Origin of the sequence: Polaromonas sp. JS666, from assembly GCF_000013865.1 — a bacterium.
GTDB lineage: Bacteria > Pseudomonadota > Gammaproteobacteria > Burkholderiales > Burkholderiaceae_C > Polaromonas.
Genome location: NC_007948.1, coordinates 2,595,971 through 2,611,466, shown reverse-complemented (window position 1 = coordinate 2,611,466; position 15,496 = coordinate 2,595,971). Strand labels below are relative to the sequence as shown.

Sequence of the window (15,496 nt, the reverse complement as noted above, 5' to 3'; positions counted from 1 at the left end):
TTGTACCTACCTATCCTGGGGGTGGGGATAAATCAGCCTCGGCATCCCGGCATCCCGGCATCCCGGCATCCCAGCCGTCCCGAGCCGCCTCAGGTCGGCCAGCGCTGGTGCTCGTCGTCAATGACAAAGGCATGCGAATGCCGGGTTGACGCGGCCGCATCGTCCTGCACCAGGTGGGGGTGGTCCTGCGCCAAATCATCATGTCGGTGCAAGAGTTCGATGGGGTCTTCGGCAGGCCACAGACGGGCCGAGAGCAGCACGGCGGCGCTGGCCACCAAGCCCAGGGTGGCAAAGCTGGCGGCCAGGCCGAACTTGGCGCCCAGCCAGCCGGCCAGGGGGTAAGTGATGAGCCAGCAGGCGTGGGACAGGGCAAATTGCGCCGCAAAAAGCGCCGGCCTGTCGGCGTCGCCGGACGACCGGCGCAGCAGGCGCCCGGAGGGGGTTTGCGCCAGGGAGTAACCCAGGCCCAGCACAAACCACAGCGGCAACAGGACGGCGTAGTGAACAGCCAGACCCCAGCCGGCCAGAAGGCCCAGCGCGATCAAGCCGGCCCCGGCCAGCATCGCGCGGCGTTCCGGCACCCGGTCGAGCAATTTGGGCAAGGCCAGCGCCACCAGCATGGAGCCGGCACCGAAACAGGCCAGCGCGATGGCGGTGGCGGTCTGCGTCATGCCAAAGCCGGACTGCACCAGCACCACGGTGTTGACGATGACCATGGCGCTGCCTGAAGCGATCGCCAGGTTGAGCGCCAGCAGGCCGCGCAGGCGAGGTGTGGCCAGGTAGATCCGCAGTCCGCGTGTGGTGCGCTCGTAAATGCTGCGCTTGGGCGGCATCTTGGCGCGCGGCAGGATGGCCGAGACCACGAGCGCCGCCGATGCCAGAAACCCGACCACGGTGCCGCCGAACAGGCTGTGGTAGCTCACCACGGTCAGGAGGAGCGCCGCCAGCATCGGGCTGACCAGGCTTTCCAGGTCATAGGCCAGCCGCGACAGGGACAGAGCCTTGGTATAGGCCTCTTCCTGCGGCAACACATCGGGAATGGTCGCCTGAAAGGTCGGCGTGAAGGCCGCGGACGCCGACTGCAGCACAAAAATCAGCACATAGACATGCCAGATCTGCGTCACGAACGGCAAAAGCAGCGCAACGCCGGCGCGGACCAGGTCCAGCGCGACCAGCACGGCGCGCCGCGGCAGGCGTTCGGCCAGGGCCGAGGCCACCGGCGCGACGCCAATGTAGGCCAGCATTTTGATGGCCAGCGCCGTGCCCAGGACGGCGCCGGCATTGGCGCCGGCCAGGTCAAAGGCCAGCAGGCTCAGCGCGACGGTGGCCAGCCCGGTTCCCAGGAGGGCAATCACCTGCGCCAGAAACAGGTGCCGATAGGTGCGGTTGGCGAGGACTTCGAGCATGGGGGTAACTCCGACGGCTGCTATTCAAAACCCGCCCGCAGGGGGAACGGTATGGTGACTTGACTGTAGCTTATCCTGGGGGATAGGATATGCAATGCCCGAAACTCACCTGCACACCGCCCATCCCGACGTCGTCAAGCGCCTGAAGCGCGCCAGTGGCCACCTGCAAAACGTGATTGCCATGATTGAGGACCAACGTCCCTGCGTGGACATTGCCCAGCAGCTCCACGCGGTGGAAAAAGCCATCAGCGCCGCCAAGAAGCTGGTGATCCATGATCACCTGGATCACTGTCTGGAGGATGTGGTGAGCGCTGGGCCGGCCAGCGTGCGCTCTTCGATTGCCGAGTTCAAGGACATCACGAAGTATTTGTAGTCGGCCGTGTCGCTGGCCGCTTCCTAGTCGAGGGTGAGGTAACGAATCAGCAAGCCGCAGCCGGAACATGCCAAGAGGCCGAGGGCAGCGGCTATCGCCGCTGCGACGGTCCCTATGTGGTGCTTGCGGCTTGATGGTGGAAGGATTTGCCGGTTTCCATGCCTTGAAATCACACCGATTCATGTTGTCCTGCAAGCATTTTGACCTGTATGGCCTGCTGGCGGCCCTGCTGCTGCAGGGTTGCGCCGGCCCTGGCCCGCTGACCGCGGCGCGCGCGGTTGATAGTGCGGCGGCCGACTGCCGAGGTCTGGGCGGCCTTTACCGCGATGCGGGCGCGCCCAATGGCGATTCGCTCGTCCATTTCCTGTTGGGCAAGCCGCCATCAAAAGGCCGCAGGGTGCAGATCGACGTGAGTGCGGAAGGCCTGCGAATTTCATCGGGCTCCACAGCGGGCACATTGGCCGCCGGCAAGGATTTCAACTGCAGCGGCGCCGGGCGCATCACCCTGACCCGTCAGGAGTCCTCGCGCATCCACTTGCCGCCGCTGATCGATCAAATCAAAACCGTCACTTACGTGTTCCATGTTGACGCCGGCGCCAACCTGGTCCTGAGCACCTATGCGCAGACCAGCCTGGCCCCGTATGGCGTGCCGCTTGAGGGACCGGCGCAGCTGGAGTCGACGATTACCTGGCGCCGGATATCCCCTTGAACTCAACGGCCGTGCCTGTTTTTCGGCTCACCCCTCTCAACCGGCTGATGGTCGCCAAGGCGATGAGGGGGTTTGGCGACGGCTTTGTCAGCCTGCTGCTGCCGGTCTACCTGCTCAATCTTGGGCTGTCGGCCTTTCAGGTCGGCCTCATCGCGACCACGACCTTGCTGGGGTCCGGCGTGCTGACGCTCCTCATTGGCCTCCATGCGTCGCGCTTCGACCACCGGCCCTTGCTGCTGGCGGCCTCGGCATTGATGGCGCTCACGGGCCTGGGCTTCGCGTCGCTGGACAGCTTTTGGCCGCTGATGCTGGTGGCGCTGGTGGGCACGCTGAATCCATCGGGCGGCGATGTGAGCATTTTTATGCCGGTGGAGCATGCGATGCTGGCCGGCCATGCCCAAGGCCCGAGCCGCACGGCTGTCTTTGCGCGCTACAGCCTGACGGGAACCCTGTTTGCGGCCTTTGGGTCCCTGGCCGCGGCCTTGCCCGCATTGGCGGCTCCGGTGGCGGGCATTACGACGCAGACCGCCATCCAGGGGATGTTCATCCTGTATGCCTTGCTGGCTCTGGTGATGGCCGGACTGTATCGCGGTTTGCCGTCACGGCCTGCCGAGCAAGCCGCCGAACCGGTTTCGGCGCTGGGTCCTTCCAAAAAGCGGGTCTACCTGCTGGCGACGCTGTTCAGCCTGGACGCTTTCGGCGGGGGATTTGTGGTTCAGTCGCTGGTGGCCCTGTGGCTGTACCAGCGCTTTGGCCTCTCGATCGAAGTGGCCGGCTCGATCTTTTTCTGGGCCGGCCTGCTGACCGCGTTTTCCTACTTGGCGGCGGCTCATATCGCGAGCCGCATTGGTTTGGTGAAGACCATGGTCTATACCCATCTGCCGTCCAGCCTGTGCCTGATCGCGATTCCGTTTTGTGCCGACCTGACTTACGCGGTCATTCTGCTGCTGGTCAGGAGCGCGCTGTCACAGATGGACGTGCCTACGCGAAGCTCTTATGTCATGGCCATCGTGACACCGCAGGAGCGCGCCGCGGCAGCCAGCGTGACATCCGTGCCGCGCAGCCTGGCTGCTGCCGCCAGTCCCGCGTTGGCAGGCTATCTCCTGGGCATGTCTGCATTCGGATGGCCGCTGATCGTGGGTGGAGCCCTGAAGATCGTCTACGACATCCTGCTGCTGACCATGTTCAGCCGTGTGCAACCGCCCGAGGAGCTTCCCGGCGCAGAGCATCCAGCCAAAACCGGCTGAACCTTGACCTCAGTCAACTTGAATGTGCGACTGGCGGCCGACCTTCCGAATGGCAGCCGTGGCCAGGTCTGTCCACGCATACCAACGCCGCGCCTGAATCAGCCCAAAATCGGCATCACATTGGATAATCCACTATTACCCAATGTTAGATTTATCGAAATATCCAACTCCTTGACCTCATAAATAGTATGTAATATCATGGTACATACTATAGTACGAAATAAAGAGGTGGGCCATGGCCAGAGCCGGGATTTACAAGTCTGAAGTGCTGCGCGCCCGCGATAAATTGCTGGCCACGGGGCGCAATCCGTCCATCGACGCCGTGCGCGAAGAGCTGGGCAGCGGCTCCAAAACCACGATCCATCGCTACCTGAAGGAGATCGAGGAAGAGGAAGGGCCGGCCACCGGCAGCCGGGTGGCCGTCAGCGAGGCGATCCAGGATCTGGTGGGCCGCCTGGCGGCCCGGGTCAACGAGGAAGCGGAGGAGCGGGTCACCACGGCGCAGGCCAGGCACGTCGAGCAGCTGACCCAGCACCAGCAAGCCGCTGCGGCCCTGAAAACCGAGGCCCAGTCCACGCGCCAGCAGCTGGAGCAAACCCAGCGGATCTTGGCCGAGGAAAAGACCGCTCACGGCAAAACCAGCGAAGCGCTGAACGGCAAGACCCTTGAATGCACGCAGCTCGCCCAGCAGGTGGCCGACCTGCAGGAGCGCATCGCGGCCGAAGAACGCCATCGCCAATCCCTGGAAGAAAAGCACCAGCATGCGCGCCAGGCGCTGGAGCATTTCCGGCAATCCAGCAAGGAGCAGCGCGAGCAGGACCAGCGCAAGCACGAGCAGCAGGTGCAGTACCTGCAGGCCGAATTGCGCACCGTGAACGAGACCTTGGCCACCAAGCAGCAGGAAGCGGTCCACACCCTTCAGGACAACGCGCGTTTGCTGGGCGATTTGTCGCGCGCCCAGGGCGATCTGCACCAGGCCCAGGAAGAGGTGCGGGGCCTGCGGCCGCTCAAGGAGGAGCTGGGGTTTGCGCAACGGCGCACCGAGGAGCTGGGCCGGCGCCTGGTCGAGCAGGACAGTGCCGTCCAGCAGCTCAGCACCTCGAACGAGCAGTTGCAAGCCAAGGTCGACGAGCTGCTCACCGCGAAGCAGCAGGTGGAACTGGCGCTGGCGACGGCTAGGTCATCCGTCACGGCTCAGGAGCAGGTCGTGGCCAGCATGCTGGAGCGTTTCAGTGTGCCGGCGCCTGGGCCTGATGTGGTTGTGAGCCCGGCTGAAGGGGCCGTTCGACCAGCGAAGAGGGAATCGAAAAAGCCAACGGGGACAAGGACTTAAGTGCGTTTCTGCGAAATTTTCAGGAATCACGGCCGACCCTCGAATGGGCACGGCCGATCATGCAAGCCGCCATCGAGCTGCCGGAGTACGGCCAGCTGCGCGTTTGATATTCCACGATGTATATTATGTTAAATCAAATAATCCGGCAGCCAACCGTTGGAGCAAGTTGAAACTCGTCCGGCGAAATAAAAGTGCCTACACTTTGGAAGTAAAAGTGACAACAAGCTGGGCCAAGTCCACTACCCATGCGGTCTGCAGACTGTTTTAAGGAATCCGCCGTTTTCCGAAAGCCGCCTTTTCCGCCGTATTTGGACGTCATTTTTGGAAGTAAAAATGCCAACGCCAGTGTCTGACGGCAGTGTCGACGCCCCTTTAAATATCGTCAGCTCGACGTTTAGACGGTCTGATAGAAAGATTACGTAAATTCATGGCCGACTGCAGTAACTTTGACCATCTCCATCGGTTTGATGGTCACCGTCACTGCGCGATCGCTAGGTGACCATAGTTACAGCTGCGATTTCAAAACCTGACCAGGCGTACTAGGGGTCGTGCCGGGATACGGGTCAAAATGATACTTAAGCCAAAAACAACTTAAGAACTCACTTCTTATGCGATTTGTTTGCATCTACGGCGCCGTCAGTCCCGCGCCGCCAGTTCCTCAAGCGGCTCAATGCGCTGAATCCAAGTTTCGAGCCGCGCAATCGCTTCGCGCATTTGTCCGGTGATCTCCGATGCCAGTTCCGGCAAGGTCTCATCGGCCGCCCCGGCAAAACCAGCGTCGTTGATAACGGTGTGCGCCATGCCATGTAGACGCAGCATCCGGTCACGCCACCCTTCCTCGCCGATCACATCACCCAACAGTTCGGCGAGCTCATCGACCACTCGCAGCAAGGTCGTCGTGTCGTAGCTGTCGCGCAACTTCTCCAAGGCTACCCGATCCAGGCAACCATAGACGGTATTGATGAATGGCTGTGAGTCACTCATTTTTTGCCTCGTTTTCCTTTTGTGGGCGTGGTGTTGTCCTTCATCTTATCGCTGGCGGCGCGCGCCTGTTTGGCGGCCTGTCTGAACTGCGATTCGCGCAGCCACGGCTCGGGCGGCTTCTTCAAGTCCAGATGGAAGCTACCAAAGCGCTTGGTGGTGCTTGTTCCGTAGGGACTCAGGAAGACCTCGTCAGCTTCGTCCACCTCCACGCCCTCGGCGCGCAGATCCTCGATCACCCGCATCATGTCGACAGTGTTCTGCAGGATCACCGCCGAGGCCACCAGGTCGATGTAGCGCAGGCGCTTTTGCTGCTCGACCGGATCGTTCTCGGTGATCACGTCGCCGCCGAAGTTCAGCCACTTGGTGAACGCATGATATGACTCGATCTTGTTGGTCTCGCCCGTCACCTCCTGACGCATCTCCTTGCTGTTGATCCAGCGCAGCAGGTACACGGTGCGCAGCACCCGGCCCAACTCACGCGCCGCCGCGAACAACCGGTTGTGACGGCTCTCATTGCTCAGCTTGCGCAGCAGCATGGGCGAGGCAATCCGTCCGGCCTGGATCGAGATCGCAATTTGCATCAGGTCCTTCCAGTGATCGAGGATCAGCTGCCAGTTCACCACGTCGGTGAAGATTCGGTCGATGTGCTTATAGTGTGTGCCCTTGTTCGGCCGGTAAAACTTGAGGTCCTTCCAGTTGCGAATGCGCGGCATCAACTGAATGCCCAGCAGATGCGTGAACGCGAACACCGTCTCGGACTGCCCATGCGTGTCGGAATACACCGTGTCGGCCTCGACGGACAGCCCGGCTTTGTGCAGGCCCTCGATCACGTAGATCGCCTCCAGCACGCCAGGCGGGATGAAGTGATGGAACACCGCGATATAGTTGTCGGCCACATGCCGGTAGGCCACCGCCCCCATTTTCTTGTAACGAAAATGCATGCCCACCAGCAGGTTCTGGTCGTAGAAATCGTACTGCGTGCCGTCCGCCGCGACCTTGGTGCCATCACCCCACTTCTTGGGCAACTGCAGCCGCAGGTACAGCTCCGTCATGTCCCGGTGCGCGGCGTCCAACTGCTCCAGGCCCATGTGGTGCCGGTTGGCATACGACAGCTGGTGAGGCGACACCTGGTTGGCCAGATGCCGCGCCGCCTGGTTGACGCCCAGGCCTGTGCCCAGGGAGAAGGTGGTGAGCAGGTAACGCGCACGCGCGTTGCGCAGCCGTGCGTCGTCGCCCGACAGCGGCCCGAAATGTCGCGTGAAATCGGTCCAGTGGTTGATGTTGAGCAGGATGTCCAGCAGGTTGCGCGGCGCGACTCGGTTGCCGATCGTCGTGTGCAGCGCAACGGCCGACGCCGGGATTTCCTTGGCCGTCGTGCGCTTGACGGTGGGTTCGCCGCCGGGGCTGATGGTCACGTCAGCCGCGTGATGCGGAAATTCCCGATCAACCTCCGCCGCGGTGTCGGTCAACAGGCGCTTCAGCGAGTCGCAGAATCCCTGTGCCGTGGCAGCAATGCCGGCGCGCTCGCAGTACACGGCGAGCCGCTTCTGGCATTCCCCCCATGGCAGCAACTGCTTGCGGTCATCGGCGAAGGCTTCGGAGCCATCGATACTGACGTCCCCGCTGCGCAGATCACTGCTCAGGTGGCTGAAAACACAGACTTCCAGGTGGCGCCGGTTGGTCGGATGGCCATGACCGTGAGAGCGGCGCACCAGCTTGTGCCACCGCTGCGATGCGAACGACAGATTGACTTCGTCGGCCACCCACTCCGCCTTGCGGTTCTCGTTGGCCAGTACGATCTCAAGAGCGTCGATCAGGTGGCGGTCCTGCGTGGTGGCCTCGAAGCGCAAGGCGCGCGCCATTCGGAACATCGCTGCACGCCAACTGCTGAACGGTTTCCACAGCAGCGGCAGATGATTCTTGCCGCTCCACACGCGGATCGCCTCGCAGTCAGCACGCAGTTGTTCCAGACTGCCGTGAGGGGCAAGCAGTTCGCGCACGCGCCGGCCGGTCTCGGCGTCGTCCAGGTCCTGCGCCAGCAACTCGAGCACATCGTCGAGTTTGGCGACCAGTTCCTCGCTGAGTTCGCGTTGGCGCGCCTGGATGGCCTGAAGTTCGTCGCGCGCGCTGTTGTGGCAGGCGCCGATGCGGCGAATGAACATTTCGGCGATGTCATCGCGGGCGCGCACGCGCATCTGCCGCATCAGAGCCAGCGTCAGCGTGTGGCGCTTGGGCGGCGACAGATCCTTCATTTCGCCGGCGTCCATCACGGCCGCCATTTCGGAGAGGTGCTTCAGGCGGGTGGCCGGAACGCCTTCCAACAGCGCATCACTGTCAGGAAGCGAGTCCAGCCAGCGCAGTTGCTCCAGCAGTTGATCGAGATGCTGGCGTGACGCCTTCTTGGCCGAGCGCTTCAGATCGTTGTACCGGGTTTGTCGCTCGGGCAGTTTGCTGGCCAGCAGTTCGTCGAGCCAGCGGCGCTGGACGACCGTCAGGCGCTGCCAAACCCCGGTGTAAAGCGCCTGCTCGGCGGCTTCGTGCTCTTTCTCGGCAATCTTGACGAGGGCGCCGAACATCGGTAATTCGTAGTCCAGCCGTACCAATTCGGCAATCAGGATGTTGATGATGTCGATGCGCGTGTTGACGATCTGGCTAACCTCGCGCGCGATCCGCACCGCGTCGTTTCGCGCACGGGGACCGGTGAAGGGCTGCACGCCCAGCAGCTTGCGCACGGCCTCGTGATGGCGATACAGCGAACGGTGGGCCGACGGATAGGTGATTTCCTGTTGCGGTGGCAACCCCATGCAGGCCGAGATGTGTTCAATCACCTCGGGTGGGATCTGGTCAATGGTGCAGAAGTAGTGCAGATACTGGAAGCACTTGAGCTGCACCATCAAGGCCAGACGCCGGTCGGCCTGGCGGGCGAAGCCGTTGACCCAGTTCAGCTCCTCCGGGGCAGGGCTGAACAGGCGCTGCAGATCCTGAGCCGTCAGCAGTCTCTGAAAGCGTGGGTAGGCGGTACGCTCGATGCTGGCCATTCACGCCTTGGCCCGAGCCGCCTTGCAAGCCAACTGAGCCTGCAGCGACTCCAGGAAGTCATCTTTGTTGGTGAATGTAAAAATCTGCACCTCACCACCCGGACGTTCCGTCCGCACCTTCACCGCCGGCAGCGACAGCATGGAGCCGGAACTGCGGCGGCACCCGCTTCTTCAAAGATCTCCAGCCAGACGACACCGTGGCCTGTGTCGATGTGCCGAACCTGGTCATGGTGATCATGGGAGTGTTGAAGTACCTCATGGGCTACACCCTGACGGTCAAGCGATACGCGTTGGCCAACTACTGTCCGCACAATTTGAGCGAGTTCTACATGACTGCACGCAACAAACTCAGAAACGCTCAAAACCGTCCTTCTATCATTATTGCTGGATGCAGGCCACGCTGTGTTGATGTCATGGATTATGGAAAACTCAACAGTATCCGGGTGTCGGGGCCGCACTGCGCAACTGTGCGCAGTGCGGCCCCGACACCGTTTTCTACGCTCCGTCAGTCGAGACGGACTTTAGCGACGTCGGCTACATGCTTCCACTTGACGAGTTCCGCTCGCAGGAAAGTGTTGAAGGCCTCCGGCGTACCGCCGACAATCTCAGCGCCTTGCGCCATCAGCTTCACTTTGACATCGGGCATCTGCAGGGCTTTGTTGGTTTCCGCATTGATTTTGGCAATGACCTCCGCAGGGGTACCGGTGGGTACCATCAGCCCGCCCCAGGACACGGCTTCATAGCCGCTGATGCCGAGTGCCTCGTTCACCGTCGGGACATCAGGCAACGATGCGATCCGCTTTTGGCTGGTGACGGCCAGCGCCCGGAGTTTCCCGTTCTTGACATGCGGCACGCCGGCGAGCGCCGTGGGCAGCGCGATCGTGAGCTGCCCTCCCATCACGTCGATGATCGCTGGTGCGTCGCCCTTGTACGGCACGTGTAGCATCTTGGCCCCGGTCGTCACTGCGAGCAGTTCACCGGCAAGATGACTGCCCGCCCCTTTGCCGGCAGAGCCGAAGGTAATTTGCCCGGGCTTTTCCTTGGCCAGGGCAATCAGCTGCGCCAGACTTTTCACTGGTGAATCAGCCGCGGTCACGATCACCAGCGGAACGATCGTGGTGAGAATGACGGGCGCGAAATCCTTCACCGTGTCGTAGGGCAGCTTGGCGTAAACCGCCGGGTTGATGGCATTCGGCCCGAGATTGGCCATCAGAATGGTGTAGCCATCGGCCGGGGATTTGGCCGCGGCTTCGTTGGCAATGATGCCGTTGGCTCCCGGCCGGTTCTCGATGACGACCGTTGTTTCCCAGGCCTGTCCCATCTTCATGCCCAAGAGCCTGGCGGTGACATCCGAGGCACCGCCGGGCGGGTACGGAAGAACAATGCGGATCGACTGGGTGGGCCAATCCTTGGCGATGGCGGCCTGACCGCTGCACAGGGCGCCTATGAGCATGAGCGCCGTCGCAATCCGGCGAAGATATTGAGTCATTGAAAGTCTCCTGGTAATCGTTGGTGAATACTGCCTTGGGAACCTCGATCTCGTCATGGCCTCAAATCGCTCCCTTTTGCTTCGAGGCGGAAATTTGCTCAGCAGACCAGCCCAGTTCCGTGGCCAGTATTTCTTCGGTGTGCTCCCCCAGCGCTGGAGGGGCACGTCGATAGCGGATGCTGGTTCTAGAAAACTTGATGGGATTGGCGATTTGCGGCGCCATGGCGCCGCTGGAATGAGGCAGCGAAAAAACCATGCCGCGGGCCAGCACGTGCTCGTCCGTCAGCGCTTCGGGAATAGACTGGATCGGACCGCACGGCACCCCCGCGCGTTCGAGTTGATCGAGCCAGTGCCTCTTGCATGCATGGGCGAACAATTCGGACAAGGCGGGAATAAGCGTTGCGCGGTGCTGCAGCCGCTGGGCGTTGGTGGCGTACCGTTCGTCATTGGTCAATCCTTCTACGCCGAGCGTGCGGCACAGCGCGCCGAATTGGCGGTCATTCCCGACAGCAACGATCAGTTCTCCATCGCTGGCGGCAAAGGACTGGTAGGGGGCGAGATTGGGATGCGCATTGCCCCATCGCTTCGGTGGCTTTCCCGATACGAGGTAGTTGGACGCCTGATTGGCGAGCCAGGCGACCTGGGTGTCGAGCAGGCTCATGTCGATGTATTGGCCCTTGCCGCTGCGGGTTCGCTCGAACAACGCACTGACGATGGCGACCGATGCGTACATGCCGGTCATCAGATCGGAGATCGGCACGCCGCACTTCTGGGCGCCGCCGCCAGGCTGGTCGTCACTCTGCCCGGTGATGCTCATCAGCCCCCCCATGGCCTGGATCACGAAGTCGTAGCCCGCTCGGCTGCTGTAGGGCCCGGTTTGGCCGAAACCTGTGATCGAGCAGTAAACCAGGCCTGGATTGATCTCGCAGAGAGCGGCGTAATCCAGGCCATAGCGCCTCATGTCGCCGAGTTTATAGTTCTCCACGAACACATCGACTGTCTTTACCATTTCGCGCAGAATGCCCTGGCCTTCCGGCGTACTGATATCCACGGTGATTGATCGCTTGCCCCGATTGGCAGAGAGAAAATAGGCGGATTCGGCCGTTGCCGAACCATCCTCGCGTTCAAGAAAGGGCGGCCCCCACCCTCTGGTATCGTCTCCGCCTACAGGTCGCTCGACTTTGATCACATCGGCCCCCAAATCGGAAAGTAGCTGCGTGCTCCACGGGCCCGCGAGGATTCGGCTGAGATCAAGTACCTTGATGCCGGATAAGGGTCCTGCCATGATGTGCCTTCTTTGTGTAACCAATCAGCTCGGATCGAACAGGACGCCCGGGTTCAGGATCTGCTTTGGATCGAAGACTGTCTTGGCAGCCTTCATCGCAGCGCAGAACAGTTCCGGCCGCTCTTTGTCATACCAGGGTCGATGGTCCCGTCCCAGAGCGTGGTGGTGGGTGACTGTGCCACCCGCATCGACCATGGCCTGCTCGCCGATGCGCTTGATTGCCATGTATTGCTCGGGAATGCGTGACTTGTCGCCATAAGCAAACCAGGTGAAGTACGGCGCCGGGCCGTCCGGATACAGGTGGGTGAAGCGGCAGGTGACCGACCCCTTGCGCCCCGTCACTTCTCGGATGGCGCGATGGGTTTCGGCCTTGACATGGTCGCGCAATGCGGCAAATTTATCCCACGTGACGGCGGTCTCCATCGTTTCGCGCATCACACCACGTGCGATTGCGTATTCACGCAGAAAGGGTCCGCGCAGGAATTTGTTGCGCCAGTTGGCCGTGTCGGAGTCCGATCCCGCCGCCTTGTCGTTCAGCGTCTGGGCGTCCCATTCGCCGGAGCACTCAGCGCAGATTTCCAGTGCGCGGTTCATCCAGACATCGACCGGGTGATCAGCTGATTCAAAGCCGAGCACCAGAATGTCGTAGCTTCCGTCGCTGGATCCGGTGTAGGCCGCCTCTTCCCGTTCGATCAGGCGGGCATTGGAGGGATTCAATCCGGACTGCGAGAGCAAGCGGGTCGCTTCGACCGCATTTTCATAAACGCTGAAGCGCACTGTTGTCATCTTGCGGAAGACCGGCCGGCGATGGAGCCTGACCCAGGCCTCGGTGATGATGCCCAAGGCTCCCTCAGAGCCGAGAAACAGTCGATCGGGATTGGGACCGGAGCCTGAAACTGGGAAACGGCGCGATTCGATGTTGCCCGAGGGCGTGACCACCTTGAGACTTTGAACATGGTCGTCGATCTGCGTATAGGCCGTCGCGAAGTGGCCTGCGGCGCGGGTGGCAATCCACCCGCCGAGTGATGAGAACTCCCACGCCTGCAAGAAGAAGCGCATGGTCAGTCCAGTGGGTTTGAGCTGCTTTTCCAGGCTAGGGCCGAGAACACCGGCCTGAATTCGCGCTGACTGCGACTTGGCATCCACTTCCAGTACCTTGTCGAAATGCTTCAGGTCGATGGTGACGACGCCTCGGTATCGGTCGTACTCAGGTGGATTGACGCCGCCGACAACGCTGGTTCCGCCGCCGTACGGGATGGCAGCCAGGTTGTGTCGGCCGCACCAGTCGTACAGATCAACGATGTCCTCTTCCGTTCTGGGGTAGGCGATGACGTCGGGCGGGTTGCGAAACTCCTTGCGCAATGCCCGCGCTACGTCGACGGTGCCCGCTCCATAGGTGTGGTACAGGCGATCGTATTTGTCGGTCGTGCAGATTGCCGCGAGGGACGCCGGCGCCTGGATGCGCGGCGCGCGAAGGTCAATGTCTTCCTCCTTCGGGAACGGTACAGCCTCGAAGTGGTCGACACCAAGCAACCGGCTCCATGCGGATTCGAACTCGGCGGTTTCCGCCGGCGAAACCGTGTCTCCTTCGTTACCCCAACCATAGAATTTTCGGCGGCGCTCTTGCATTGTGAGTCTCCTGGTTTTGTAGCGAATTACATTGCAACGTCTGCAGATGTAGGCGTATTTGACGGCGAATCAACAAAAGATAACAATGATTATTTTCAACAAAAATCATCGATACCATCGATAGATTTGGCATCAGGAGAAAAAGTGGAACTCAGGCACTTGCGTTATTTCGTGGCTTTGGCTGAATGCCTGAATTTCACCCGCGCCGCAGAACGGGTGCACATCACACAATCCACCCTGTCTCACCAGATTCGCCAACTCGAAGAGGAGATTGGGGAGCTCTTGTTTGAGCGGGTGGGCAAACGTGTCTTGATCACGGAACGAGGAGAATTGTTTCTCAGCTACGCCGCCAAAGCGCTGAAGGAAGTCGATCAGGGCGTGGCCGCATTGAAAGAGTCTGCCCGGGGCCTTACAGGCAAATTGCGCATCGGCTCCACACATACGTTCAACCAAGGATTCATTCCCGAATGCATCGCCACCCTGTTGGTACGGCACCCCACCGTGAAAGTGGCCGCGAGTGAGTTCACTGCTGACGACATAGGAGAAAGGCTGGCCTCAGGGGCGCTAGATCTGGGGATTTCCTACCGGCCACGCACCGTGGGCGACCTTTGGTTCGAGCCCCTGTACAACGAGCAAATGGTCTTAGTCGTTTCGCCCCAGCATCCACTCGCCGGTCGGAAGCGAATCCGGTTGGTGGAGCTTCATCGGCAGCCTCTGGTATTGCTGCCAGAAGCTTTCGCGACCCGCGCCATGCTCGATGAGTGCTTTCGTGCATGTGATGCCGAGCCTCTCGTGGTTGTGGAAATGAATACGCTCGCCCCCATGCTGGCACTGGTGGAAAGAACGCAGATCGGCGCCATCGTTTCCGAAAACGCGGTGCGGGACCGCTCCACGCTGCGCGCAGTCCCACTGGAGAGCCCAACGCCCATGCGTACGCCAGGGATCCTCTGGAAGCGCGATGTAGACAAGACGGCGCCGATGCGCGCGTTCGCCTCCATCGTCCGTGCGATTGCACTCAGCAGCAGATTGCGCCGGCCGTCGGACTCGAACCACTGAATACCTGGATTGATGATCGGTCGAACATCTCACGGACTTGCCTCGAAGGGCGATGACAATACGTTACGCGGCAATGCGTGGCTGACGATAGACCCGCAGGGGCGATCCTTGCTGTCGGTTTTGGCGTTGTGGCATGGACAAGAACATGGCGATCATGGTGCTGTCCAGCGTGTTGAGCGCAGCAACGCGTGCTGATGCCGTGGTGCTTGTAATCGGAGGCGCGTCTCCGGGCTTCAACGGCAAGCCCGGCTGGGCGCGGTTGACCTCCTGGATCTGGCTTATCTTGTCACAGCTGGAGACGATGGCGGTCTCGGGCGGGTTGAGGTACAGCCGCACGACATTGAATGCACACGAGTCTCAAACACGCCTTCGCTTGGACTGGATGCCCGAATCTCTTGGTTGGCACACTCAGTCGGATCCTGTTGGGGTCGATTTGTTTTCGTTGTCAAAAGTGACGGTAGGAGAACGAGCACTGGCGCAGGGGTGGCCTGGTAAGCCCTTGATTCCATTGGTTTTCCTGTTCACTGTTTAATCGCCATTTGAGGGCGTCAATGCTGAAAGCGGAATACGCCCCTCAAATTGATGCCCTGTAGCCGCGTCGCGCTATTTTTCCCGTGAGCTCAGCGGGGATGACTTGGCGCCGATTCGGTCGAGGTTATCGGCTGCGTGCGCGGCGGCGAAGACAAGGACCGCGCGCGCCTGGACAGCGGATGCGCTGTTGCGCTGGCCGAGTTGGCGGACACCGTGCGCGAAGAGGTTCAGCGAAGCCGGGGCTGAAGCGGGATGCAACCCCTGTTTTGGGTTGGGAGCAGGCGCTACCGGAAAAGGTCGATGACCTTGGTCTCACCCTAGTTATTGAGCAGGTAGCCTTCTTCATGTGCTACTGCCAGAGCCGCTCCACACCGTTTGCATCGCTGGTCTCGACCAGCTCCAGCAGTCTCAGGTGC

General features: G+C 61.2%; 13 protein-coding genes. 6 read left to right on the top strand and 7 right to left on the bottom strand.

What is annotated here, in order from left to right; all coding sequences use genetic code 11:
• Positions 1–89: 89 nt before the first annotated feature.
• Positions 90–1,406: an MFS transporter gene (locus BPRO_RS12380; RefSeq protein ID WP_011483407.1), complete on the bottom strand. Its 1,317-nt coding sequence runs from the start codon at positions 1,404–1,406 to the stop codon at positions 90–92.
• Between the two features lie 94 nt (positions 1,407–1,500).
• On the opposite strand from BPRO_RS12380, the gene BPRO_RS12375 reads away from it, so the two are divergent.
• The 4 genes from BPRO_RS12375 (at position 1,501) to BPRO_RS12360 (ending at position 5,068) form a co-directional block, all read left to right on the top strand.
• Positions 1,501–1,779, top strand: coding sequence for a metal-sensing transcriptional repressor (locus tag BPRO_RS12375; RefSeq protein ID WP_011483406.1), 279 nt, complete (start codon positions 1,501–1,503; stop codon positions 1,777–1,779).
• Between the two features lie 181 nt (positions 1,780–1,960).
• A complete protein-coding gene (locus BPRO_RS12370; RefSeq protein WP_157045791.1) occupies positions 1,961–2,488 on the top strand; it encodes a hypothetical protein in 528 nt (175 codons plus the stop codon).
• A complete protein-coding gene (locus BPRO_RS12365; RefSeq protein ID WP_232291396.1) occupies positions 2,485–3,735 on the top strand; it encodes an MFS transporter in 1,251 nt (416 codons plus the stop codon). Before BPRO_RS12370 ends, BPRO_RS12365 begins: the two co-directional genes overlap by 4 nt.
• A 235-nt stretch (positions 3,736–3,970) precedes the next feature.
• Positions 3,971–5,068, top strand: a complete 1,098-nt coding sequence (locus tag BPRO_RS12360; protein ID WP_011483403.1) for a DNA-binding protein — start codon at positions 3,971–3,973, stop codon at positions 5,066–5,068.
• 636 nt (positions 5,069–5,704) lie between these two features.
• Here BPRO_RS12360 and tnpC read toward each other — a convergent pair.
• The 6 genes from tnpC to BPRO_RS12335 form a co-directional block, all read right to left on the bottom strand.
• A complete protein-coding gene (gene tnpC, locus BPRO_RS12355) occupies positions 5,705–6,052 on the bottom strand; it encodes a Tn3 family transposase post-transcriptional regulator TnpC (protein WP_011483402.1) in 348 nt (115 codons plus the stop codon).
• Positions 6,049–9,090, bottom strand: a complete 3,042-nt coding sequence (locus tag BPRO_RS12350; protein WP_011483401.1) for a Tn3 family transposase — start codon at positions 9,088–9,090, stop codon at positions 6,049–6,051. Before BPRO_RS12350 ends, tnpC begins: the two co-directional genes overlap by 4 nt.
• Positions 9,091–9,231, bottom strand: a complete 141-nt coding sequence (locus tag BPRO_RS30135; RefSeq protein ID WP_198140929.1) for a hypothetical protein — start codon at positions 9,229–9,231, stop codon at positions 9,091–9,093.
• Between the two features lie 364 nt (positions 9,232–9,595).
• On the bottom strand, positions 9,596–10,579 hold the full coding sequence (locus BPRO_RS12345) for a Bug family tripartite tricarboxylate transporter substrate binding protein (protein WP_049764121.1): 984 nt from the start codon (positions 10,577–10,579) through the stop codon (positions 9,596–9,598).
• Positions 10,580–10,640: 61 nt separating this feature from the next.
• Entirely contained in the window at positions 10,641–11,864 is a 1,224-nt protein-coding gene (locus tag BPRO_RS12340; RefSeq protein WP_011483399.1) for a CaiB/BaiF CoA transferase family protein, read from the bottom strand.
• A gap of 24 nt (positions 11,865–11,888) precedes the next feature.
• Positions 11,889–13,493 carry an FAD-binding oxidoreductase gene (locus tag BPRO_RS12335; protein ID WP_041388802.1) on the bottom strand — a complete coding sequence of 535 codons (1,605 nt, stop codon included), beginning with the start codon at positions 13,491–13,493 and terminating at the stop codon, positions 11,889–11,891.
• Positions 13,494–13,637: 144 nt separating this feature from the next.
• On the opposite strand from BPRO_RS12335, the gene BPRO_RS12330 reads away from it, so the two are divergent.
• Positions 13,638–14,549: a LysR substrate-binding domain-containing protein gene (locus BPRO_RS12330; RefSeq protein ID WP_011483397.1), complete on the top strand. Its 912-nt coding sequence runs from the start codon at positions 13,638–13,640 to the stop codon at positions 14,547–14,549.
• Positions 14,550–14,682: 133 nt separating this feature from the next.
• Positions 14,683–15,081, top strand: a complete 399-nt coding sequence (locus BPRO_RS30910) for a hypothetical protein (protein WP_041388801.1) — start codon at positions 14,683–14,685, stop codon at positions 15,079–15,081.
• Positions 15,082–15,496: the final 415 nt, after the last annotated feature.

Excerpts from the sequence above, each read along its gene's own strand:
- BPRO_RS12380 (WP_011483407.1), bottom strand. The coding sequence starts at position 1,406 with ATGCTCGAAGTCCTCGCCAACCGCACCTATCGGCACCTGTTTCTGGCG.
- BPRO_RS12375 (WP_011483406.1), top strand. The coding sequence starts at position 1,501 with ATGCCCGAAACTCACCTGCACACCGCCCATCCCGACGTCGTCAAGCGC.
- BPRO_RS12370 (WP_157045791.1), top strand. The coding sequence starts at position 1,961 with ATGTTGTCCTGCAAGCATTTTGACCTGTATGGCCTGCTGGCGGCCCTG.
- BPRO_RS12360 (WP_011483403.1), top strand. The coding sequence starts at position 3,971 with ATGGCCAGAGCCGGGATTTACAAGTCTGAAGTGCTGCGCGCCCGCGAT.
- tnpC (WP_011483402.1), bottom strand. The coding sequence starts at position 6,052 with ATGAGTGACTCACAGCCATTCATCAATACCGTCTATGGTTGCCTGGAT.
- BPRO_RS12350 (WP_011483401.1), bottom strand. The coding sequence starts at position 9,090 with ATGGCCAGCATCGAGCGTACCGCCTACCCACGCTTTCAGAGACTGCTG.
- BPRO_RS30135 (WP_198140929.1), bottom strand. The coding sequence starts at position 9,231 with ATGCTGTCGCTGCCGGCGGTGAAGGTGCGGACGGAACGTCCGGGTGGT.
- BPRO_RS12345 (WP_049764121.1), bottom strand. The coding sequence starts at position 10,579 with ATGACTCAATATCTTCGCCGGATTGCGACGGCGCTCATGCTCATAGGC.
- BPRO_RS12340 (WP_011483399.1), bottom strand. The coding sequence starts at position 11,864 with ATGGCAGGACCCTTATCCGGCATCAAGGTACTTGATCTCAGCCGAATC.
- BPRO_RS12335 (WP_041388802.1), bottom strand. The coding sequence starts at position 13,493 with ATGCAAGAGCGCCGCCGAAAATTCTATGGTTGGGGTAACGAAGGAGAC.
- BPRO_RS30910 (WP_041388801.1), top strand. The coding sequence starts at position 14,683 with ATGGACAAGAACATGGCGATCATGGTGCTGTCCAGCGTGTTGAGCGCA.